The organism is Rhodococcus sp. IEGM 1307, assembly GCF_030056915.1.
GTDB classification, from domain to species: Bacteria; Actinomycetota; Actinomycetes; order Mycobacteriales; family Mycobacteriaceae; genus Rhodococcus_F; species Rhodococcus_F opacus_D.
Window position 1 is genome coordinate 176434 of sequence record NZ_JASHKW010000001.1, and the last position, 21425, is coordinate 197858.

At 67.1% G+C, this 21425-nt stretch carries 22 protein-coding genes and 1 riboswitch; of the genes, 17 read left to right on the forward strand and 5 right to left on the reverse strand.

Going from position 1 to position 21425, the window contains the following annotated elements:
- Window positions 1–23: 23 nt before the first annotated feature.
- Together QM841_RS00805 and QM841_RS00810 are read right to left on the reverse strand one after the other, a co-directional pair.
- Window positions 24–827, reverse strand: coding sequence for an ABC transporter (locus tag QM841_RS00805; RefSeq protein ID WP_280778822.1), 804 nt, complete (start codon window positions 825–827; stop codon window positions 24–26).
- Between the two features lie 48 nt (window positions 828–875).
- Window positions 876–1190 (reverse strand): DMT family transporter, encoded by a 315-nt coding sequence (locus QM841_RS00810; protein ID WP_280778821.1) that lies wholly within the window; start codon window positions 1188–1190, stop codon window positions 876–878.
- Window positions 1191–1200: 10 nt separating this feature from the next.
- Window positions 1201–1262: riboswitch (guanidine-III (ykkC-III) riboswitch) on the reverse strand.
- Between the two features lie 771 nt (window positions 1263–2033).
- On the opposite strand from QM841_RS00810, the gene QM841_RS00815 reads away from it, so the two are divergent.
- Both QM841_RS00815 and QM841_RS00820 read left to right on the forward strand, forming a co-directional pair.
- On the forward strand, window positions 2034–2750 hold the full coding sequence (locus QM841_RS00815) for a response regulator transcription factor (protein ID WP_005561510.1): 717 nt from the start codon (window positions 2034–2036) through the stop codon (window positions 2748–2750).
- Window positions 2751–2830: 80 nt separating this feature from the next.
- The gene (locus tag QM841_RS00820) at window positions 2831–4213 is read left to right on the forward strand and encodes a sensor histidine kinase (RefSeq protein WP_283330956.1); all 1383 of its coding nucleotides are present in this window, start codon (window positions 2831–2833) and stop codon (window positions 4211–4213) included.
- A gap of 3 nt (window positions 4214–4216) precedes the next feature.
- On the opposite strand, the gene QM841_RS00825 is transcribed toward QM841_RS00820, so the two are convergent.
- Window positions 4217–4642 (reverse strand): HIT family protein, encoded by a 426-nt coding sequence (locus tag QM841_RS00825; RefSeq protein WP_283330575.1) that lies wholly within the window; start codon window positions 4640–4642, stop codon window positions 4217–4219.
- Between the two features lie 140 nt (window positions 4643–4782).
- Between QM841_RS00825 and QM841_RS00830 the strand changes: the two genes are divergently transcribed.
- Both QM841_RS00830 and QM841_RS00835 read left to right on the forward strand, forming a co-directional pair.
- Window positions 4783–6036, forward strand: coding sequence for a bifunctional glycosyltransferase family 2/GtrA family protein (locus QM841_RS00830; protein ID WP_283330576.1), 1254 nt, complete (start codon window positions 4783–4785; stop codon window positions 6034–6036).
- On the forward strand, window positions 6033–8123 hold the full coding sequence (locus QM841_RS00835; RefSeq protein WP_283330577.1) for an ArnT family glycosyltransferase: 2091 nt from the start codon (window positions 6033–6035) through the stop codon (window positions 8121–8123). The genes QM841_RS00830 and QM841_RS00835 overlap by 4 nt, the downstream gene beginning before the upstream one ends.
- Window positions 8124–8182: 59 nt before the next feature.
- Here the strand turns inward: QM841_RS00835 and QM841_RS00840 are convergent, their stop codons facing one another.
- Both QM841_RS00840 and QM841_RS00845 read right to left on the reverse strand, forming a co-directional pair.
- Window positions 8183–8581 carry a hypothetical protein gene (locus tag QM841_RS00840; RefSeq protein ID WP_280778817.1) on the reverse strand — a complete coding sequence of 133 codons (399 nt, stop codon included), beginning with the start codon at window positions 8579–8581 and terminating at the stop codon, window positions 8183–8185.
- Window positions 8565–8951, reverse strand: a complete 387-nt coding sequence (locus QM841_RS00845; protein WP_280778816.1) for a hypothetical protein — start codon at window positions 8949–8951, stop codon at window positions 8565–8567. The genes QM841_RS00840 and QM841_RS00845 overlap by 17 nt, the downstream gene beginning before the upstream one ends.
- 100 nt (window positions 8952–9051) lie before the next feature.
- Between QM841_RS00845 and QM841_RS00850 the strand changes: the two genes are divergently transcribed.
- The 13 genes from QM841_RS00850 (at window position 9052) to QM841_RS00910 (ending at window position 21417) form a co-directional block, all read left to right on the forward strand.
- Window positions 9052–10191: an acyl-CoA dehydrogenase family protein gene (locus QM841_RS00850; RefSeq protein ID WP_283330578.1), complete on the forward strand. Its 1140-nt coding sequence runs from the start codon at window positions 9052–9054 to the stop codon at window positions 10189–10191.
- 121 nt (window positions 10192–10312) lie between these two features.
- Entirely contained in the window at window positions 10313–11101 is a 789-nt protein-coding gene (locus QM841_RS00855) for an enoyl-CoA hydratase/isomerase family protein (RefSeq protein WP_105412871.1), read from the forward strand.
- 37 nt (window positions 11102–11138) lie between these two features.
- On the forward strand, window positions 11139–11516 hold the full coding sequence (locus QM841_RS00860) for a Zn-ribbon domain-containing OB-fold protein (protein ID WP_280778814.1): 378 nt from the start codon (window positions 11139–11141) through the stop codon (window positions 11514–11516).
- Entirely contained in the window at window positions 11516–12664 is a 1149-nt protein-coding gene (locus QM841_RS00865; protein ID WP_105412873.1) for a thiolase family protein, read from the forward strand. Before QM841_RS00860 ends, QM841_RS00865 begins: the two co-directional genes overlap by 1 nt.
- A 9-nt stretch (window positions 12665–12673) precedes the next feature.
- On the forward strand, window positions 12674–13879 hold the full coding sequence (locus tag QM841_RS00870) for an acyl-CoA dehydrogenase family protein (RefSeq protein WP_283330579.1): 1206 nt from the start codon (window positions 12674–12676) through the stop codon (window positions 13877–13879).
- Entirely contained in the window at window positions 13876–14838 is a 963-nt protein-coding gene (locus QM841_RS00875; protein WP_280778811.1) for a phosphotransferase family protein, read from the forward strand. The genes QM841_RS00870 and QM841_RS00875 overlap by 4 nt, the downstream gene beginning before the upstream one ends.
- Before the next feature lie 50 nt (window positions 14839–14888).
- Complete coding sequence (locus QM841_RS00880) at window positions 14889–16091, forward strand: acyl-CoA dehydrogenase family protein (protein ID WP_283330580.1); 1203 nt, start codon at window positions 14889–14891, stop codon at window positions 16089–16091.
- Window positions 16088–16849: an SDR family NAD(P)-dependent oxidoreductase gene (locus QM841_RS00885; protein WP_283330581.1), complete on the forward strand. Its 762-nt coding sequence runs from the start codon at window positions 16088–16090 to the stop codon at window positions 16847–16849. Before QM841_RS00880 ends, QM841_RS00885 begins: the two co-directional genes overlap by 4 nt.
- 37 nt (window positions 16850–16886) lie before the next feature.
- Window positions 16887–17648, forward strand: a complete 762-nt coding sequence (locus tag QM841_RS00890) for an SDR family NAD(P)-dependent oxidoreductase (RefSeq protein WP_283330582.1) — start codon at window positions 16887–16889, stop codon at window positions 17646–17648.
- A gap of 15 nt (window positions 17649–17663) precedes the next feature.
- Window positions 17664–18731 (forward strand): NAD(P)-dependent alcohol dehydrogenase, encoded by a 1068-nt coding sequence (locus QM841_RS00895; protein ID WP_283330583.1) that lies wholly within the window; start codon window positions 17664–17666, stop codon window positions 18729–18731.
- Between the two features lie 74 nt (window positions 18732–18805).
- Window positions 18806–20314 (forward strand): class I adenylate-forming enzyme family protein, encoded by a 1509-nt coding sequence (locus tag QM841_RS00900; RefSeq protein ID WP_280778805.1) that lies wholly within the window; start codon window positions 18806–18808, stop codon window positions 20312–20314.
- Between the two features lie 83 nt (window positions 20315–20397).
- Entirely contained in the window at window positions 20398–21006 is a 609-nt protein-coding gene (locus QM841_RS00905; protein ID WP_280779172.1) for a TetR/AcrR family transcriptional regulator, read from the forward strand.
- 75 nt (window positions 21007–21081) lie between these two features.
- Complete coding sequence (locus QM841_RS00910; protein WP_280778804.1) at window positions 21082–21417, forward strand: EthD family reductase; 336 nt, start codon at window positions 21082–21084, stop codon at window positions 21415–21417.
- Window positions 21418–21425: the final 8 nt, after the last annotated feature.

The following is a 21425-nucleotide window of genomic DNA, read 5'->3' on the forward strand; positions in this document are numbered from 1 at the left end:
TCGAGTTGCGTTCAGGTCAAGTGTCAGGCGGGCCCGAGTGTGTAGTCGACGCCCGGGCGGTCGCCCTTGCCCTTGAGCCAGCGTCCCGGCAACTTGCCGGCGAGGTCGCCGAGCGGCCCGACCGCGGCGCTGAGAATGCCCACGGTTTCCTGCAACAGGTCGATGCTGGCGCTCATCCGCTCGAGGTTGGGCGCCAGGGCCGTCAACGTCTCGGACAGCGCCACGATCTGGTCGAGCGGGCCACCCTCGGCGATGAGCCGTTCGAACGCGCCGCCCTCCGACAGCAGGGTCTCGAGGATGCCGTTCTCGGCGAGCGCCCGGTCCACGATTCCGCCCGGCGCCGTGAGCCGCTCGACCGCACCGTCCCGCGCGGTCAGTCGTTCGAGCGGCCCCTGCTCCGCGGTGAGGCGGTCGAGGAGACCGTCCTTCGCGAGAAGCCGTTCCAGGGTGCCGTCCTCGGCGAGCACCCGGTCGAGCGGGCCGTCCTTGGCGAGCACCCGCTCGAGCGGGCCGCCCGGCTCGAGCAGGCGTTCGAGGGTGCCGCCCTCCGACGTGAGACGGTCGACGGGACCGCCTGGAGCGAGGAGGCGGTCGAGCGGACCACCCGGCTGGAGGGCCTGCCCGAGCGGGCGGTCGTTGGCCGCGAGCGACGACAGCTGGCTGATCACCTGCAACGGGCTGCCCTGGGTGCCCATCCCCGTGACGACACCGGTCCCGGCGACCGCCGTCCGGACGGTCATCAGGCTGGCTTCGGCGATTCCGAGACCGACATCGGCCGCCGCGAGGCCGACGCGCACCGGGAGGGTCATCAACGACACCAGGTTCATGGAATTACTGTAACCCGCGACACACAAGCATCGAGTGTCACGATCCGGTCAGTGCAGGACCTTCAGCCCGACGACGCATCCCACGATGCCCAGGATCAGCAGGATCTTCACCAGTGAGGAACTCTCGGAGCCGGTCACCATCGCGAACCCGACCGTGAGGGCTGCGCCGATGCCGACCCAGACCGCGTACGACGTTCCGATGGGGAGACTGCGCATCGCGAACGCCAGACCCGCCATGCTGAGAATCAACGCGACGCCGAATACGACACTGGGTCCGAGTTTGGTGAACCCTTCCGATCGGCCGAGGGCGGTGGCCCAGACGGCCTCCAGGATTCCCGACAGCACAAGCACGATCCACGCCATGACAAACCTCCGGGCACCGTCTTGTCGCTGGCCGGGTACGGTGCGCTCGTCCGGATGTCGTGTCGACGATTTCCACGGTACCCAACGGGGCACTCCGCGCCCGTGAGTGGTGAGCGAGTACACACACTCCTCGAACGCGCACGGGTCGCGAATGCGCCGATTATCTCGCAGATCGAGGTCGCCTCATTTATTGTCGAGCGAAACAGTGAATTCTGTGCATATACCACGGAAGATAACGAGGCACATCATGATGCTCGGACTGCTCGCCGCAATCAACAGCGCTTTCACCCTCGGACTCGCCAACACGATCGGGACGTTCGGTGGAGTGGTTTTCAACCTGAACGTCGTAGCCTGAACTTCCTGCCTGTCAAGACAACTCCGCTCCCGCAACCCCGCTGTCGGATCGACGGCGGGGTTGTCTCGTGTGCGACGGCCGGAGGCGCCGGCACGCGGAGCGCAACTTTCCCATCCTTGCTCATGTACCGAGAATTTCCCCCTTTTTCGGTAAAGAAGAATGGGTGATTTTATTCAGCGAATTTGCTTGCGTGTGTCGCCGCGAATTCTTCCGAGTTGACCTAGTGTCATCCGCAACGCGCACGGACAGCGCGCAACCACCCCTTCCCAGGGGCGACGATGGAGGTCATGATGCTCGGACTGCTCGGGGCACTCAACAGCGGTGTCACCCTCGGATTGGCCAACACGATCCTGACGTTCGGCGGAGTAGTACTCAACCTCAACATCGTGGTGAACTGACGACCGGAATCCCACCCGCACAAGCAGGCGGTACGGCTCACAGCAATCTCCCAGGAAACGTGCAGCGACGATCCAGCGTCACGAGTGATGATGGGTTGCGTGAATGAGAAGCCTGTCGAAGCCCGCGTCCTCGTCGTCGACGACGAACCGAACATCCTCGAGTTGCTCTCCGTGAGCCTGCGTTTTCAGGGATTCGAGGTGGCGACGGCGTCGACCGGGGCCGAGGGACTCGACACGGCGCGCACGTTCCGCCCCGACGCCGTGATCCTCGACGTCATGATGCCGGGAATGGACGGGTTCGGCCTGCTCAAGCGGCTGCGCGCCGACGGTGTGGACGCTCCGGTGCTGTTCCTCACCGCGAAGGACGCGGTGGAGGACAAGATCAGCGGCCTCACACTCGGTGCGGACGACTACGTCACCAAGCCGTTCAGCCTCGAAGAAGTGGTGACCCGGCTGCGCGTCATCCTGCGGCGGGCAGGCAAGGTGTCGGTGGAGGAGCAGTCCGCCCGCATCAAGTTCGCCGACATCGAACTCGACGACGACACGCGGGAGGTCTGGAAGGCGGGCGACCTGGTATCGCTGTCGCCGACGGAGTTCACCCTGCTGCGGTACTTCATGGTCAACGCCGGCACCGTGCTGAGCAAGCCGCGGATCCTCGACCACGTCTGGAACTACGACTTCGGCGGTGAGGTCGGGGTGGTCGAGTCGTACGTGTCCTACCTCCGCCGGAAGGTCGACACGGGCGAGACGCCGCTGATCCACACCCTCCGCGGAGTCGGCTACGTGATGCGAGAACCGCGGCGATGACCGCGCCTGCGGCTCCGCGGGAGCCGGCCGAGGCGGTCGCCGCTGTCCCGAACGGGCCTGCGCGACGGTGGATTCGCGCGATGCCGCTGCGCATCACCCTCGTCGGCGCCGTGCTCCTGCTCGCTGCGCTCGGACTCCTCGCATCCGGTGTCGCGGTGACGTCGGCGCTCGAGAATTCGCTGACCAACCGTGTCGATCACCAGCTGCACGACGCGGCTCAGGGGTGGGCGAAGCCCGGCAAATTGCGCCCGCTGCCGCCGCCGGTCGAACCGAACCTCGGCCGCCCACCGAGCCCGTTCTACGTCCGCACGACGCTGCCGAACGGAACGGTCCTGCGTGAGATCAACGACGAATCCGCCTCCCCCGCACTGCCCGAGGACCCCGCGTCGGGACCCGAGACGGTCGGCTCGACCGACAACTCCGACGTGCGGTGGCGGGTGCTGACGACGACCGCGCCGGACGGAACCGAGACCACCGTCGCGATGACACTCACCGAGAACGACGAAACGGTGAACCGGCTGATCGTGCTGCAACTCATCATCGGTGTGGTCGTGCTGATCGCGCTGGGGGTGGTCGCGTACTTCGTGGTCCGGCGCAGTCTGCGTCCCCTCGTCGAAGTGGAGGAGACCGCCGCGGCGATCGCGTCGGGTGACTTGCACCGGCGTGTCCCGGAACGGGACGAGCGTACCGAGATCGGTCGACTGTCCGTGGCGCTCAACGGAATGCTCGCCCAGATCCAGCACGCGTTCGCCGCCACCGAGGCATCGGAGGAATCGGCGCGCCGCTCCGAGGAGAAGATGCGGCGATTCGTCGCCGACGCGAGCCACGAGTTACGCACCCCGCTCACCACGATTCGCGGCTTCGCCGAGCTGTATCGACAAGGCGCGATGACCGACACGGAAACCCTGATGAGTCGCATCGAAGGCGAGGCGTCGCGGATGAGGCTCCTCGTCGAGGATCTCCTCATGCTCGCCCGGCTCGATGCCCAGCGTCCCCTCGAGACCCGGCCCGTCGACCTGCTGTCGGTGGCGTCGGACGCCGTGCACGGGGCACGCGCCGTCGCCCCCGATCGGTCCATCGCACTCGACGTCCGCCCCGGACCCGGGACGCCCGAGGTGATCGGTGACGAGGCCCGGCTGCGGCAGGTCCTCGGCAACCTGCTCGCCAACGCCGTCAAACACACCCCCGCCACCTCGGACGTGACGGTGCGGTTGAGCACCACCGAACACAGCGTCGTGCTCGAGGTGGCCGACACCGGACCGGGACTCAGCGAGGAGGACGCGGCCCGGGTGTTCGAGAGGTTCTACCGCACCGACGCGTCCCGCACCCGGGAGAGCGGTGGCAGCGGCCTCGGCCTGTCGATCGTGGCCGCCCTGGTCGCCGCCCACCGCGGGTCGGTGACCGTCGACAGCCGGCCCGGCGAGGGCGCCACGTTCCGGGTGGAACTGCCGCGGTCGAACTGACCGTCAGTCGGGGACGTTCTCCCCGTGACCGAGTTCGCGCAGCGCAGCCTTGAGCTTCGCCTGCGCCTCGTCGAGCGATTCCTGAGACGGATTCTGCTCGGCGTTGCTGATGTTGAAATCGCCGAGGTCGTAGGCCGGGAAGACGTGCACGTGCAGGTGCGGCACCTCGAGGCCCGCGATCAGCAGTCCTGCCCGCGGTGCGTCGAAAGCGGGGCGGACGGCCTGCCCGATCGTGCGGGCGACGTCCATGACCTTCGTCCAGATCTCACCGTCGACGTCCTGCCACTGGTCCACCTCCTTGCGGGGTACGACGAGCGCATGGCCCTGGGTGACCGGGGCGATGGTGAGGAACGCGACGACGTCCTCGTCCTCCCACACGAAACGTCCGGGCAGATCTCCGTTGATGATGGCGCTGAATACAGATCCCATGGCCGCCATTATGCGGCTTCGCCCCCCGTGAGTACTTATTAACCTCCCGCGGTTAATAAGTACTCACGGGGGCGAAGCGCACAGGAAACTCCCAGCCTCCGTCCAGAGTCATCGGAGCGTACGGGCTGAATCTAAGACGCATGACGACGAATTCCCTCTCCCGCGCACCGGGCGCCATGGGACGACTCGAGACCCCCGAAACCGCCGAGACCGCGCCCGTGCTCGACGTTGTCGTGCCGGTCTACAACGAGGAAGCCGGACTCGAACGTTGCGTGCGCCGGCTGCGGCGGCACCTCGACGAGAACGTTCCCTACTCCGCCCGGATCACCATCGCCGACAATGCCAGCGCCGACGCCACCCTCGCCGTGGCGCACCGGCTGGCCGCCGAGATCGACGGCGTCCACGTCGTGCACCTCGACGAGAAGGGGCGAGGCCGCGCTCTGCGTGCGGTGTGGAGTGCCTCCGACGCCGAGGTGGTGGCGTACATGGACGTCGACCTGTCGACGGACCTCAACGCCCTGATGCCGCTCATCGCGCCCTTGCTGTCGGGACACTCGGACCTCGCGATCGGCTCCCGCCTCGCCCGCTCGTCGCGGGTGGTCCGGGGACCGAAGCGCGAGTTCATCTCCCGCAGCTACAACCTCATCCTCCGCAGCGCACTGCACGCGCGGTTCTCCGACGCGCAGTGCGGGTTCAAGGCGATGCGGGCGGACGTCGCGCAGCGCCTGCTGCCGCTGGTCGAGGACACCGGGTGGTTCTTCGACACCGAGTTGCTGGTGCTCGCGGAACGCGCAGGCCTCCGCATCCACGAGGTCCCCGTCGACTGGGTCGACGACCCGGACAGTCGCGTCGACATCGTCGCGACCGCCGTCGCCGACCTCGAGGGCGTGTGGCGGGTGGGCCGGGCCCTGTCCACCGGATCGCTGCCCATCGGCAGCCTGCGTGACAGTTTCGGGCGCGAGCCGCTGGTGCCCGGAGTGCCCCGCGGCATGGTCGGGCAGCTGGCCCGGTTCGTCGTGATCGGCGTCGCGTCGACCGTCGCGTACGCGCTGCTCTACCTGATCCTGCATCCGATCATGGGTGCGCAGTGGGCCAACGCCGTCTCACTGCTCGTCACCGCCGTGCTCAACACGGCCGCGAACCGCGCGTTCACCTTCGGTGTCCGCGGATCCGAGGGTGCCGCCCGGCATCAGATGCAGGGCCTGCTCGTGTTCGCCTTCGGGCTCCTGCTCACCAGCGGTTCGCTGCACGTCCTCCACTCGGCGGCCCCGGACGTGTCCAAGCACGTCGAACTCGCCGTCCTCGTCCTCGCCAATCTCGTTGCCACCATCAGTCGTTTCATAGCCCTTCGCTGGGTGTTCCGGAACGCACGCCCCGAAGGAGCTCACGCATGACGACGACCCTCGAACAACCGAAGGTCGACGCGGCCGAACCACCTCCCGCCCGCAGGCGGTGGGAGCCGTGGGCGCTCGCCGCACTCCTGGTCGGGACCGCGGTCGCGTACATCTGGGGGCTCGGCGCCTCCGGCTGGGCCAACTCGTTCTACGCAGCCGCGGTCCAGGCGGGGTCGGAGTCGTGGAAGGCGTTCTTCTTCGGATCCTCCGATGCCGCCAACTCCATCACCGTCGACAAGCCTCCGATGTCGCTGTGGCTGATGGCGTTGTCGGTCCGGGTCTTCGGGCTCAGCTCGTGGGCGATGCTGGTACCGCAGGCTCTGCTCGGGGTCGGTTCCGTCGCGCTGCTGTACGCCACGGTGAAGCGGTGGTTCGGCGCCCCGGCGGGTCTGCTCGCGGGTCTCGTGCTGTCGCTGACGCCGATCGCGGTGCTGATGTTCCGGTTCAACAACCCCGACGCCCTGCTGGTGCTGCTGATGATCGCCTCCGTGTGGGCGATGCTGCGGGCCGTGGAGGACGGACGCACCCGGTGGATGGTGCTGACCGGCGTGTTCGTCGGTCTGGGGTTCCTGACCAAGCAGCTTCAGGTGATGCTCGTCGTCCCGCCGCTTGCTCTGACCTATCTCGTCGCGGGACCGCCGAAGTTCGGCAAACGCCTCGCCCAGTGCTTCGCGGCGCTCGGCGCGATGATCGTCTCCGCGGGCTGGTGGTTGCTGATCGTCGAACTGTGGCCGGCGTCGTCGCGGCCCTGGATCGGCGGTTCGCAGAACAACTCGATCCTCGAACTCACGCTTGGCTACAACGGTCTCGGCCGGTTGAACGGTGAGGAGACCGGCAGTGTCACGCCCGGCGGCGGTGGTCGTGGGGACGCCGCAGCGGCCATGGGCGGTGCCGGCGAGGCCATGGCGGGCGGCGGCTTCCCCGGAGGAGGCGCCCCCGGCGGTGGCGGTATGTGGGGTAGCACCGGCATCACGCGGATGTTCGAGGCGGCACAGGGCGGTCAGATCGCCTGGCTCATCCCGGCCGCACTGATCCTGCTGGCCGCCGGTCTCGCACTGCGCGGCAGGGCACCTCGCGTCGACACCCAGCGTGCGTCGTTCCTCGTGTGGGGTCTGTGGCTGCTCGTGACCGGACTGACGTTCAGCTTCATGGCGGGCATCTTCCACGCGTACTACACCGTGGCACTCGCACCGGCCGTGGCCGCGCTGGTGGCGATCGGCTCGGTGACGCTGTGGCGTCGACGGGACACGCTGTGGGTGCGGGCGGTTCTCGCGGTGACACTGCTGGCCACCGCTGCCATGTCCTGGGTTCTGCTCGGACGCAGCGCGTCGTTCGTGCCGTGGCTGAAGTGGGCCGTGGTCGTTTTCGGCGTCGTCGCCGCGGTTGCCGTGCTGATCCCGGCGCTGACCCGCGGCCGGATCGCGGCCGTGGTCACCCTGGCCGCGCTGTTCACCGGGCTCGCCGGTCCGACGGCCTACGCCGTCGACACCATCGCGACGCCGCACACCGGTTCGATCGTCTCGGCCGGACCCAACGTCGAAGGCGCCCGCGGAGGCCCCGGCGGGATGGGTGGCCCCGCCGGCATGGACGGTGCCGGACGCATGGGCGGCCGCACCGACGGTGCCGCGGCGCCCACCTTGCCGGGCGGTGCCGTTGCCGGCGCAACGGACGGCGCGGCGGCAGGAGCCACCGACGGCATGGGCGGTATGGGTGCCATGGGCGGCGGCGGCGCCGGGGGGCTGCTCTCCGGCAGCGATCCGGGCGCGGAACTGGTGGCGTTGCTCGAACAGGACTCCGGCAACTACACCTGGGTGGCAGCGGCCATCGGATCGAACAGTGCGTCCGGCTACCAGCTGGCCACCGAGGATCCGGTCATGCCGATCGGCGGATTCAACGGCAGCGATCCGTCACCCACGCTGCAGCAGTTCCAGCAGTACGTGGCGGACGGCAAGATCCACTACTTCATCGCCGGCGGTCGAGGCGGAATGGGTGGAGACGGAACGGCATCGGAGATCTCCACCTGGGTGCAGGAGAACTTCACCGCCGCCACCGTCGACGGCGTGACCCTGTACGACCTCACGTCCTGACCGACACCGGCTGTGAGTACTTGTTAACCGCCCGCGGTTAACAAGTACTCACAGCCGTTTCAGAGGGGGAACGAGATCTCGGGTGTGCGGCAGATCAGCAACCTCCGTACGCGGCCCGAACCGTCGAGCTGCGCAGAGGTGTTGAACGAGGCCTCGAAATCGCCGTTCCGTGTGGTGCGTCCCAGCGCCAGCTCGACCTCTCCCACACGAGATCCCGCGAGGATTTCGTGTACGAGCACACTCTTCTCGCGTTGCTGCAGGTACTCGACGAGTCCGGCGCGATCCCCGACGAATTCGGCGGCATTCCCACCGCCGGTGGAGAATTGAACCGACATCCGGAAATCGTCGGTGATCATGTTCAGGACGCGATCGGGATCGTCCGAATCCATGATCGCGAACCACGCGATGAGCACGGGCGTCGGAGAGGCCGTCTCGGTCAGGTCAGTCACGCTTCCCATGGGCCAACTCCTTTGTGAGAATGCTGAATTCCGTGTCGAAGGACACCTCGTACGCGTCGATGGCGCCATCGCTGTCGAGGTGCATCGCGGCGAGGAAGTAGCCGGTTGTCTTCACGTCGTTCTCGACGACGGAGCCGTAGGCGAACTGGACGTCGCCGGCGCTGCTCGTTCGGAGAAGCACGTGTCGTCGATCGACCGAGGGCCGTCCCCTCAGGTAGTCGAGCATGTCGGAGCGGCTGTACCCCCTGCGGACGGTACCCGGGAGGACTATGGCGAACTCGATCGATTCGTCGAGCAGGGCAACTGCGTCGTCGATCCGGCCGCTGTCGAGGATCGCGTAGTACCGCTCGATCACGAGTGCATCGGTCATGAAATGAACTTAGTTCAACCCAACGCCGCTTGTCGAGAGTGCTTGCCGCGACGGCTTCGGCGAAACTAAACTGAACTCACGTCAATTTGAGGAGAGTTTCATGCCGACCCCCCATTCCCATCCCTGGCCCGAGACCGAACCCCCGGCGATGACGCCTGTCGCCGAGCACGACGACATCCGGGCGGTGGTCCGCCAATTGCTGGATCGGCACTCGACGCTCGAGGTCGGCAGACTCGCCGCCGAGTCGGAAATTGGATATTCCCCCGAGTTGTGGTCGCTTCTCGTCAAGGAGATGAACGTCGCCGCCCTGACGGTGCCGGAGGATCGTGGCGGCCTGGGTTACGGCGTGGTCGAACTCGGGATCGTTCTCGAAGAATGCGGGCGCGCGCTGGTCAGCGAACCCGTACTCACGTCGGCGATGCTGGGAGTGCACGCCCTGCTCGCCGCCGACAGGTGCCCGCAGGTCGACGAACTGCTGGGGCGAGTCGTCCAGGGCGAACTCGTCGCAACCGTGACAGCTCTGAGCGCGGAGACCGATTTCGTCGACGCCACCCGAACCGGAGACCGCTGGTCGGTGTCCGGCCGCTCGACCAATGTCGTGCAGGGCGGCGCGGCCGATATCGTCGTGCTACTCGGACGCGGTGACGAGGGGCCCGGCCTCTATGCGGTCGATCTGCGTACCGCCCCGGTGCGGCGCACGGAGCTTCCGGTCATAGATCCCAGTCGGCGGCAGGCGAATCTGCTCTTCGACGACGCGGCCGCGGTGCGTCTCGTCGGACCCGGCGACGCACTGCGGACGGCCGCATCACTGCACAGCCTGGGAGTGATCGGGCTGGCCTGCGAACATGTGGGAATCGTCGATCGTTTACTCGAAAGCACAACGGAATACACGACGCAGCGCCACCAGTTCGGGCGAGCGATCGGCTCCTTCCAGGCCGTCAAGCATCGATTGGCGAACACTTTGGTCGAGTTGGAGAAGGCTCGATCGGCGGCGCGGTATGCCGCCGCCGTGTTCTCGGAAGACCCGGAATCCGCGGCGCTCCCGGCCGCGGTCGCGGGGGCGATCTGCACCGAGGCGGCGATCGGTACCGCCCTCGAGGCCGTGCAATTGCATGGCGGTGTCGGTTTCACCTGGGAACATGCGGCGCATTCCTACGTTCGCCGCGCGCTCGGCGACGAACCGCTTCTCGGTGATTCACGGGCACACCGCAGTCGCGTCGCGGATCTCGTCGGGCTCTGAATCCTGGCGCCTGCCCGCGGCTGAATCGAAACCTCTTGCCCCGGCCTATTGACGGACCATCTCCCACCCAGTAGAACTGAAGTGAATCCAGTTCAGTTTCTCCCCTCGAAAGGACACCGACATGGTGGACACCGACCACATCGTGCTCGAGAAGGACGGCGACGTCGCCCGTGTGTGGCTCAACCGCCCGCACAAGAAGAACGCGGTCACCGTCGAGCTGCTGCATCGCCTCGACGAGATCATCGTGGAGGTCGACAACGACCCCAGCCTCAAGGTGCTCGTCCTGCGTGGACGTGACGGCACCTTCTGCTCGGGCTTCGATCTCGACGAACTGCGGGAGAAGTACGTCGGCTCCACCACCGCGATGGACGTCGCCGTGCTGTCCGCCAAGGTCTGCGACCGCCTGTACTCGATGAACACACCGTCCGTCGCGGTTCTCGAAGGCTTCGTCACCGCAGGCGGTTTCGAGCTCATGATCTCCTGCGACTTCGCCATCGCAGCCGAGGACGCTCGGATCGGCGACTTCCACATCCGTCGCGCGCTGTTCGGTGGGGCAGGCCCGATCTACCGGCTCCCGCGGATGATCGGAATTCGAAAGACCAAGGAGCTCATGCTGACCGGCAAGCTCCTGACCGGCAAGGAGGCGGAGGCCTTCGACCTGATCAACGCGTCGGCGCCGGCCGAAGACCTCGACAAGCTTCTCGCCGAGTTCATCGCCCCGATCGTCGACAAGAGCCCGTTCATGATGAAGCTCACCAAGATGTGCATCGACCGCGGTCTCGACGCAGACATCCAGTCGCTGATGGTGATGGAGCACCTCGCCGTCGGCAACGCGCTGCAGTCCGAGGACGCACGAGAAGGCGTGAACGCCTTCCTCGAAAAGCGTGAGCCGGTCTGGGTCGGTCGCTGATCCGACGCCGACGACGAATCCCGAGGAGAGAATGAGGATGGGCGAGACACATACCGCGCCTGCGCTCGGCGCGAGCCGGTGCTCCCACTGCTCGACTGTCGCGTTCCCGGCCACCGGCCTGTGCTCGCAGTGCTCACGACCGGCGATGTCGCCGTTCACCCTGAGCGCACGCGGAACGGTCTGGGCGTACACGGTCCAGCGGTTCGCCCCGAAATCCCCGCCGTACGTGCCGCCGCCGAACGGTTTCGCGCCGTTCGCCGTCGGATATGTCGAACTCCCCGAGGGAATCAAGATCGAAGCCGTGCTCGAATGCCACGACTTCGACGAGTTGGACGACGGGGCGCCGGTGACCTTGATCGCCACGGCGCCGGTGCCCCGGTTCGCCACCGATGCCTATCTGAAGGAGATCCGCTGATGTCCACCGTGTCGATCATCGGGGCCGGACTGTCGAAGTTCGGACGTCAGCCGGGCAGGAGTGGTCGCCGGCTGGCGCTGGATGCGATCGCGTCCGCGTTGACGGACGCCGGCATCGGGTGGACCGATGTTCAGGTCGCATTCGGTGGCAGTGACGGTTCCGGGCTCGCCGACACCCTCGTCGCCGAACTCGGGCTCACGGGAATACCCTTCACCAACGTCAAGAACGGTTGCGCGACCGGCGGTAGCGCGCTGGTGTCGGCCGTCAACGCGATTCGTGCGGGTGCCGCCGACATCGCACTCGCGGTCGGATTCGACAAACATCCGCGCGGCGCCTTCGACCCGGCACCGGAGGATTGGGGTCTGCCCGTCGGCTACGGCGAGGCGGGCCTGATGGTCACCACCCAGTTCTTCGGCATCAAGATCGCGCGGTACATGCGCGAGCACGCAATCAGTGCACCGACTCTGGCCGCCGTGGCGGAGAAGGCGTACCGCAACGGCTCGCTGAACCCGAATGCCTGGCGCCGCGAACCGATGTCCGCCGAGGCAATCGCCGCAGCGGACATGGTCAACGACCCGCTGACGCGATACATGTTCTGCTCTCCCGGTGAGGGCGGTGCCGCCGTCGTCGTGGCGAGTGAAGCCGCCGCCCGGCGCCTCGGCGGAAGGCCGGTGCACTTGCGCGGAATCTCGGCGGGCACCCGCCGGTTCGGTTCCTTCGAGGTGTTCGGTCCGTCGATACAGGGCCGGGGAACCCCACCCAGCGTGAGCACGTCCACCGCCGCCGCCGCATTCGAGCAGGCCGGACTCGGTCCCTCGGATGTGGACGTCGCGCAACTCCAGGACACGGAGAGCGGTGCCGAGATCATGCACATGGCCGAGTGCGGATTCTGTGAGCACGGCGAACAGGAGAAACTGATCGCGGCCGGCGAGACGGAGATCGGCGGCCGGATCCCGATCAACACCGACGGCGGATGCATCGCCAACGGGGAACCGATCGGCGCCTCCGGCCTCCGGCAGATACACGAGATCGTCACGCAGTTACGCGGGGAGGCCGGTGCCCGACAGGTTCCCGGACACCCGCGCATCGGATTCACCCATGTCTACGGTGCGCCCGGAATCAGCGCCTGCACCGTCCTGTCCGTCTGAGGAAGAGCCATGAATCAAGCAACGATGCCCGACCTGGACCAGTTCGTGGATGAAGCGCGGGCATGGTTGAGAACTGTCGCCGAACCGCGCACCCAGATCAAATGGGGTGTGGGATCCGACTCGGTCGCCGTCTTCGAGAATTGGACAGCGGAGCAGGAGCGCGACGAGACCGACCATATCCGCGCGTACGAGCAGACGAAGTTCGACGCCGGCTGGGGCTCGATGAACTGGCCGGCCGAGTACGGTGGCCGCGGCCTGCCGATGTCCTACGTCCTCGCGTTCCGGCGGGAGGAGAACGCATTCGACGTGCCGCGCCGGACCGAAATGTTCTCGGTGACTCAGCAACTGGTAGCCCCGGCGATCGCCCAGTGGGGAACACCGGAACAGTGCGAGCGGTATGTGCGCGCGATGCTCCGGACCGATATCATTGCCTGTCAGCTTTTTTCGGAGACCGAAGCCGGATCCGACCTTGCCGCCGTCCGGACGAGGGCAGTCGAACGGAATGGCCGCTGGACGATCACCGGGCACAAGGTCTGGACGTCCGGCGCCCGCGTCGCCGACGTGGGGGTGGCGGTGTGCCGCACCGACCCCGACGCGCCCAAACACGCAGGCCTCACGGTGTTCCTGGTCCCGATGGATGCTCCCGGGGTCACCGTCCGCCCGATCCGCCAGATGACCGGGGGCAGTTCCTTCAATGAGGTCTATCTGGACGGTGTCGAACTGTCGGACGACCACCGGTTGGGGCCCGTGGGGCAGGGGTGGCCGGTCGCCTTGACGGTGCTGGCGGCTGAACGACTCGACGCCGGGAACCTGGGTCTGGCCAACGCCGATCACGCCGTCGAACTCGCCCGTCACCTCGACCGGCCGCTCACCGAGATCGAGCGTGACAAGGTCGCGGACCTGGTGACCCGCAGCTATGTCCAGCGCGTGACCGGAATGCGGGTGGCCGCGGCAGTGGTCGCCGACAAGGACCCCGGCCCCGAGGCTTCGGTGGGCAAGTTGCTTGCCACGGACACCATGGCGCGCACGTCGGAGGTGGTCCGGCTGTTGCTGGGACGCGATCTGATTGCCGACTCGGGCGAGTGGGGAACGTTCGCGTGGACGGAGCATGTGCTCGGCGCGCCCGGGTACCGGATCGCGGGCGGCACCGACGAGATCCAGCGCAACATCCTCGCCGAGCGTGTTCTCGGTCTGCCGAGGGAGCCGCGCCGATGACCACGAACAGCGCGCTCGGCGTCCGGGTGGCCCAGCGCCTGCGCGAGCAGAGCCCCGGCCTCGATGTCGGCGCACTCGAGCCGCTCCTCGGTGGGCATTCCGGGCTGACGTACAAAGTGCCGACCAGCGACGGCGACCTCGTGGTCAAGGCGGTTCCCGAGGGGCAACGCCCCATCGGGCGGCACGACATGGTGCGTCAGGCGCGGATCATGGAAACACTCGGTGCGACAGAGGTTCCCGTGCCTCGGATCGTCGCCGTCGACGAGGACGGGCCGGCGTGGTTCGCGATGGAGTGCGTGGCCGGGGAATCACTCGAGCCGGTGCTCGATTCCCCTCCGGTCGAACCGGCCGTCGCGGCGGCGCGGATGCGCCGTGCGGCCGCGGTGCTGCCGCGGCTGCACGCGGTGCCGGTCGACACGATCCCGGCTGCCGGGGAGCCGTTGTCACCCGCTGCGGAGCTGGCGCGGTGGAAACGAACCCTGGACGCCGTTCCCCCCGACCTCGTCAGCGGCGGTGACGAACTCCTGCGCCTCCTCGCCGCCGATCTCCCCGACGCGCTGCCACCGACGTTGGTGCACGGGGACTACCGGCTCGGCAACATAATCGCGCGTGACACCGAGCCGGCGGCGTTGATCGACTGGGAGATCTGGAGCCTGGGCGATCCGCGGGTCGAATTGGGCTGGTTCCTCGTATTCGCCGACGGTGCGAACTTTCCCGGGGTTGGACGCGCCGTGCCGGACCTGCCGTCCGCGGACGAACTGATCGACCTCTACACCGGGGACCACCCGGCGCTGCCGGACATGAACTGGTTCAACGCGCTCGGCCGTCTGAAGATGGCGGCGATCATGGGCCACAACCTGCGCCGGCACCGTGAGGGCCGCCACCACGACCCCGACCAGGAACGGCTGCCCGACACCATCTCGCAGCTCATCCGCAGCGGAACCGCGCTACTTGCCTGATCAACCTCCGATCACCGCGTGACGCGATGACGGAACAGAGAGGACCTCACGTGGACTTCGAATACTCCGCGCGCACCGAGCGACTGCTCGAGCAGCTGCGGAACTTCATGGAAGAGCACGTCTATCCGGCCGAGGCCGTGTACGACGAGCAGATCAAGTCGAACGACAACCCACACGAGCAGCCCAAGGTCATGCTGGACCTGCAGGCGAAGGCGCGCGAGCTCGGACTGTGGAATCTCTTCATGACGCACGGCGAGTGGGGCGCCGGTCTCACCAACCTCGAGTACGCCCCGCTCGCCGAGCTGGTCGGACGCTCGGTGATCGGCAACGAAGCCATCAACTGTTCGGCACCCGACACCGGCAACATGGAGATCCTCGCCATGTACGGCACCGAGCAACAGCAGTCCCGGTGGCTCGCGCCGCTCCTCGACTGCACGATCCGGTCGGCGTTCGCCATGACGGAACCGGATGTGGCGAGCTCGGACGCCACCAATATCACGTCGACCATCCGCCGGGACGGCGACGAATACGTCCTGAACGGCCGGAAGTGGTACACCTCAGGCATTCTCGACCCCGACTGCAAGCTCGTCATCTTCATGGGAAAGTCCGACCCCGACGCTCCGACCTACCGGCAGCAGAGCATGATCCTGGTGCCCGCGGATTCTCCCGGTATCGAAATCCTTCGCGATCTGCCCATGTTCGGGTACCGCGACCGGCTCGGTCACGGCGAGGTCCAGTTCACCGACGTCCGGGTGCCTGCCGATCACATGCTCGGCGCCGAGGGCGTCGGTTTCGCGATAGCGCAGGGCAGGCTGGGGCCGGGCCGCATGCACTACGCGATGCGCGCGATCGGCATGGCCGAGCGCGCCCTCGAGCTGATGTGCCGACGAGCTCTGCAGCGCAATGCCTTCGGTGCGCCGCTCGCCGACCGCGGTGTGGTACGGGAGTGGATCGCGCGCAGCCGGATGGAGATCGACCAGATCCGGCTGCTGGTTCTCCAGTCGTCGTGGCTGATGGACACCCGGGGCAACGCCGCGGCCCGCTCGGAAGTCGCCGCGATCAAGGTCGCGGCCATGGAGGTCGCTCATCGGGTGGTCGACCATGCCGTCCAGACCTACGGCGCGGCAGGGGTGAGTGACGACACGATCCTGGCCCGGCTGTATGCGATCACCCGGGCACTGCAGATCGCCGACGGTCCGAACGAAGTCCATCTGCGCACCATCGCGCGCCTCGAACTGAAGAAGTACGCATGAACGCACCGCGAGAACTGACAGGCAAGGTCGCACTCGTCACGGGGGCCACCCGAGGGCTCGGATACGCCATCGCCAGCGGACTGGCCGCCGCGGGAGCCACCGTGATCGTGTCGAGTCGCAAGGAGGACGCATGCATCTCCGCGGCCCTCGCGATCACGAGGGACACCGGTGGCATCGCCGAACCGCTCGCACTGCACGTCGGCAAGTGGGACGCGATCGAACTCGCCGTCGACCACATTCTCGCGCAGTTCGGGAGCCTCGACATCGTCGTCAACAACGCAGGCATCGCACCGCTGTCGCCCAACCTCGAATCGGTCTCCGAGTCGCTCTTCGACAAGACGATCGAGGTCAACCTCAAGGGCCCGTTCCGGCTCATGGCGGTAGCCGGCGCCAGGATGAGCGCGGCCGGAGGCGGTTCGATCATCAACATCTCGAGCATCGGCGCACTGCGGCCCAGCCCGCCGGAGGCGATGTACGCGGCATCGAAGAACGGCCTCAACGCGCTGACGATGGCCTTCGCTCAGGAATACGCGCCCCGGGTTCGGGTGAACTGCATCATGCCGGGCGGATTCGCGACAGACATGGCGGCGGACTGGGACGACGAGTTCGTCGGCAAGATCATCGACCGACTCCCTGCCGGGCGCCTGGGGAACCCGGACGAAATCGCCGGTCTCGTCGTGCATCTGGCGGGCGACCGTGCCGGTTACACCACGGGTGCCGTCATCCCGGTCGACGGCGGACGCACCGCCGTCTACTGACGCGCGCGTGCCACGAACACGAGTAGGAGCCAACCACATGCAGGTACCCGAGCTGTTCCAGTTGAGCGGTCGCGTCGCCGTCGTCACGGGTGCGTCGTCCGGACTGGGAATGGGATTCGCGCGGACACTGGCGTCGGCGGGCGCGACGGTCTTCGCGGCCGCCCGCCGTGTCGAGCGGCTCGCGGCGCTGGCAGGCGAGGTCGACGGCGTCGTCCCCGTCGAGTGCGACATCACCGTGGACGCGGACCGGCGCTCGCTCGTGGATCGGGCATTCGCGCAGGCCGGGCGGATCGACGTCCTCGTCAACAACGCGGGCAGACCCGGCAGGCCGAACGCCGAGGACGAGAGCCCGGAGGAATTCTCCTCGATTCTCGACGTCAATCTGGCCGCGGGATTTCATCTCGCCACGTCCGTAGCCTCGACCACACCGGCAGGCGAGGCCGCGTCGATCATCAATATCTCCTCGGTCGTCGGGCTCGTGTCGACGGCACCTATCGGCGGGGCGAGCTACGCGGCATCGAAAGCCGGCGTGCTCGGGCTGACCCGTGAGCTGGCCGGGCAGTGGGGCAGACGTGGGATCCGCGTGAACGCCATCGTGCCGGGCTGGTTCGACACGGAAATGACCGATGGATTGTTCAGCAACCAGCGTTCGGCGGACTGGGTGCGCCGCAACACGATGCTCGCCCGCGGTGGACGTCCCGGCGAAGTGGACGGCGCCGTGCTCTTTCTGGCGTCGGACGCGTCGTCCTACGTCACAGGCCAGACTCTGGTGGTCGATGGCGGCTGGACCGCCCGGTAGGCAAAGGTGACACTCATGGCAGTTCCGACAATGCGCGCAGTACGCCTGACCGGCTGGGGCGACGGTGCACGGGTTGTGCGCATCCCGGTTCCCGAACCACAGGGGCATCAGCTGCTCCTCCGAGTCGAGGCCGCCGGGCTGTGCAGATCCGATCTGCACGTGATGGACGCACCCGCGGGAGTATTCGACTATCCCCTCCCGTTCACGCTCGGGCACGAGGTAGCGGGAACCGTCGTCGGTGCGGGCCCGTCGGCGGACACGTCCTGGATCGGCGAGTCCGTCGTCGTCCATGGTGTCTGGTCGTGCGGGCAATGCCGCAACTGCCGCCGAAACCGTGAGAACTATTGCTTCGAACTGAGCGCACGCGAGGACGGCCGTCTCACCGCGATCGGCAACGGCATCGGCCATGACGGCGGTCTGGCCGACACCATGATCGTTCCATCGGAGCGGTGCCTGGTCCGTACCCACGGGCTCGCCCCCGAGAGCGCCGCCCCACTCGCCGATGCCGCCCTGACGGCCTATCACGCAATCCGTACCAACCGTGATCTCGTCGACGCCGACTCCGTTTCCGTGGTGGTCGGTGTCGGGGGACTGGGCCACATCGCGATCCAGGTTCTTCGCGCACTGGGCGCGGGAACGATCATCGCGGTCGATCCGCGTGAGAGTTCGCGCGACCTCGCGCGTCGGCTGGGGGCGGACGTGGCGGTGTCGGACATCGCGGAGGTTGCGGCCTCTCGGTCCGGTGTCGCCCGGCGTCACTGCGCTGATGTGGTCTTCGATTTCGTGGGAGCGCCGGACACGATGGAATCGGCGGCGCAGTTGCTCGCCCCCGGCGGCCGACTGGTCACCGTCGGCAGCGCCGGCGGTCGGCTCACGGTGGGCAAAGACGTGGGACTCGCGACGGGGTGGCAGGTGACTGCGCCGTTCTGGGGAACGCGAGCAGACCTCGAGGCCGTGGTCGACCTCGCGAACCGAGGCCTGCTGGCCGTCGAAGCGACCGCGTACCCGTTGGACGACGTTCTCGACGTGTATTCGAAGTTGCGACGCGGCGAGATCACCGGGAGGGCCGTCGTGATCCCGTAACGGACGAAAAGCTGGGTGCGGTGCGCGTTGTAGTCAATAATGAAACTAGTTCACTTCAATGAAAGGTCGGCGGAATGTGGGAGCTGGCACGCGAATTCGTTGCTCGCGCAGCGAATTCTCCGGATGACATCGCAGTCGTCGATGCAACGGGGGAGCACACGGTGGCGGAGGTTGTCGCGGCGGCAACCGGGCTCGCCGCCCAGCTGGACGCCGCGACGGGTGGCTCACCGACGGTGCTGGTGCAGGCTGACAACACGTGGCGCACACTCGCCGCGGCCATCGCCGTCGGACTGCGCGGCGGCCTGATCGCGGTGTTCAGCCGACATGCCACCCCGTCGGAGTTCGCCGTGGCCCTGAACGACATCGCACCCGACGTGGTGATCGCCGACCGGCAGTCGCTCTCGCACTGGGGTGTACCGGAGGACCGGTTCTGCGAGGAGGCGGTCGCGACGGCAGGCTGGGTGATGCGCTGGTCGCGATCACCGGTCAGCGACATCGAGCGGTGGAACGGCGGGATCGCGATCGCGATGACGTCCGGGTCGACCGGACATCCCAAGTGCGTGGTGCAGTCCGAATCTGCAATCCGGTACGCCTGCCGGTGCACGATCGAGGCGGTCGGCCTCGAACCCGGAGATCCTGTCGCGGCGTTCGTGCCACTGTCGTCGGTAGCGGCATTCTGCTTCGGGCTCTATCTCCCCGCCGTGCTGGCCGCGCCGATGGTCTGCATGGACGGCTGGAAGCCTGCGACCGCCCTCCAGATCGTCCGGGAACACCGGGTCGCGTGGACGATGCTCGTCCCGACCATGGCGCTTCAGCTGGCCGTCGCGCCGGACGCTGCGGGAGCGCTGACGTCGCTGCGCGCAATGACCGTCGGCGGCGGTCCCATGGATGCCGGCGCGCTCGGCCGCGCCGAGCAGACCCTCGGCACCACATTCCTGCGTGTGTTCGGTATGTCCGAGTGTCTCGGGCACACGACCCCGCTGCCCGCGGACGAACCGGACGTTCGCCTGGGGCGGGACGGTCGTCCCTTCCCCGGGACCGTCGTCCGGGCGGTCGACGCACACGGCGCTACTCTGCCACCGGGCCGCGTGGGCGATGCCCAGGTCAAGGGGCCTTCCCTCTTCGTCGGCTATGCACGGGCAGGGGTTCCCGCACCCCCGGAACTCACCGCGGACGGATTCCTGCCCACCGGCGACCTCGTCGAAGTCGCCGAAGACGGCAGCATCCGGGTCATGGGGCGCCAGAAGCAGATCATCATTCGCGGGGGCCGCAACATCGACATCAACGAGGTCGAGGCCGCGATCGCACGCATCCCGACCGTGTCCCAGGTGTGTGTGGTCCCCGTTCCGGACGAGCTACTCGGTGAACGTGCCGCGGCCCTGGTCGTGAGTACCGGCGATCCGATCACCCTCGACGAGGTCGTCGCATATCTCGGAGACATCGAGTTCCCGAAGTTCAAGTGGCCGGAGTTCGTCTTCACGATCGACGATCTGCCGCAGAATCGGGTGGGGAAGCTGTCTCGACCGGATGCGGTAGATCTTGCAACACGCCTGCTCGCGGGTACCGACAGCCACTCATATTGACCCGACTTCACCTCAGTTCAGGTAGTCTCTGAGGTACCGACCCGAACAAACAGATGGATGGGGGACCCGTGTCCGTAGAAGCCATGACGCTCCGCGATGGTCCGCGTTCGAAGCGCGGGCTCATTCTGACGGCCGCGATCGAACGCTTCGGGGAGGTCGGCTTCGAGCACACGAAGTGGGCGTCGATTGCCGACGAGGTGGGCATCGGCCAGACGGCGCTCTATCACTATTTCGAGTCGAAGGGTCACTGCCTGCTGACCATCATGCGTCTCGAACTGGCGCAGTCGCTCGAGCGATTCACCGCCGCGATCGAGGGCATCGACGACCCGGTCGAGGCGTTGAGTGCCGCCGTCACCAGCGCTCTGGAAGCGACCCCGCGGGACGCCCTTCAGCGGCGCATCCTCCAAAGCCACATGGATCTGCTCGCCACTCCCCGCCAATCGGAGAAGGAAGAGGCCGAGCGTCAGACCTCGCGCGCGCTGGTGAACTCGATCGAAGAAGAGTGGTCTCTTCTCATTGCGCGGGGGATGGGTGCGGGCGTATTCGCCGACAGTGATCCACGATTGATGGCCCGGCTGATTCTCGGTCTCGTCGTCAGTGTGTGGCGGTGGTATCGACCGGGCGGGGACATGACCCTCGACCAGCTCAACCAGCACGTTCGCGACGCCACCCTGCGCATCGTCCGCGCGTGACGCGGGCGTGTGCGGAGGGGTGGTTTTTCTTACTCTCGATATTTGAACTAAATTCAGGTCAGTTATGGAGTGATGATGTACAACTTGATCGTCTTGGCCGCTCGTCCGCACGACTGGAGCCATGAGCAGTTCATCGAGTGGTGGCGCGGTGAACATGCCGACGTGACCTACCCGCTGCCGGGCCTGCGGCGCTGGCAGCACACCGAGGTGCTCGACGCCATGGACGACCGGTCCCGGGAATGGGACGGCGTCTCGATTCTGAGCTTCGACTCCCGCGAGGACCTCGATGCCGCACTCGCCAGCCCGGAATGGCAAGCCGCAGTGGACAACGTCGGCCAGATGCGTGGAAAGCGCATCCTCGTCATGGGGGAGGAGAAAACGATGGTCGAAGTGGGCAGCGGTGAATCATGAGGGCGCAC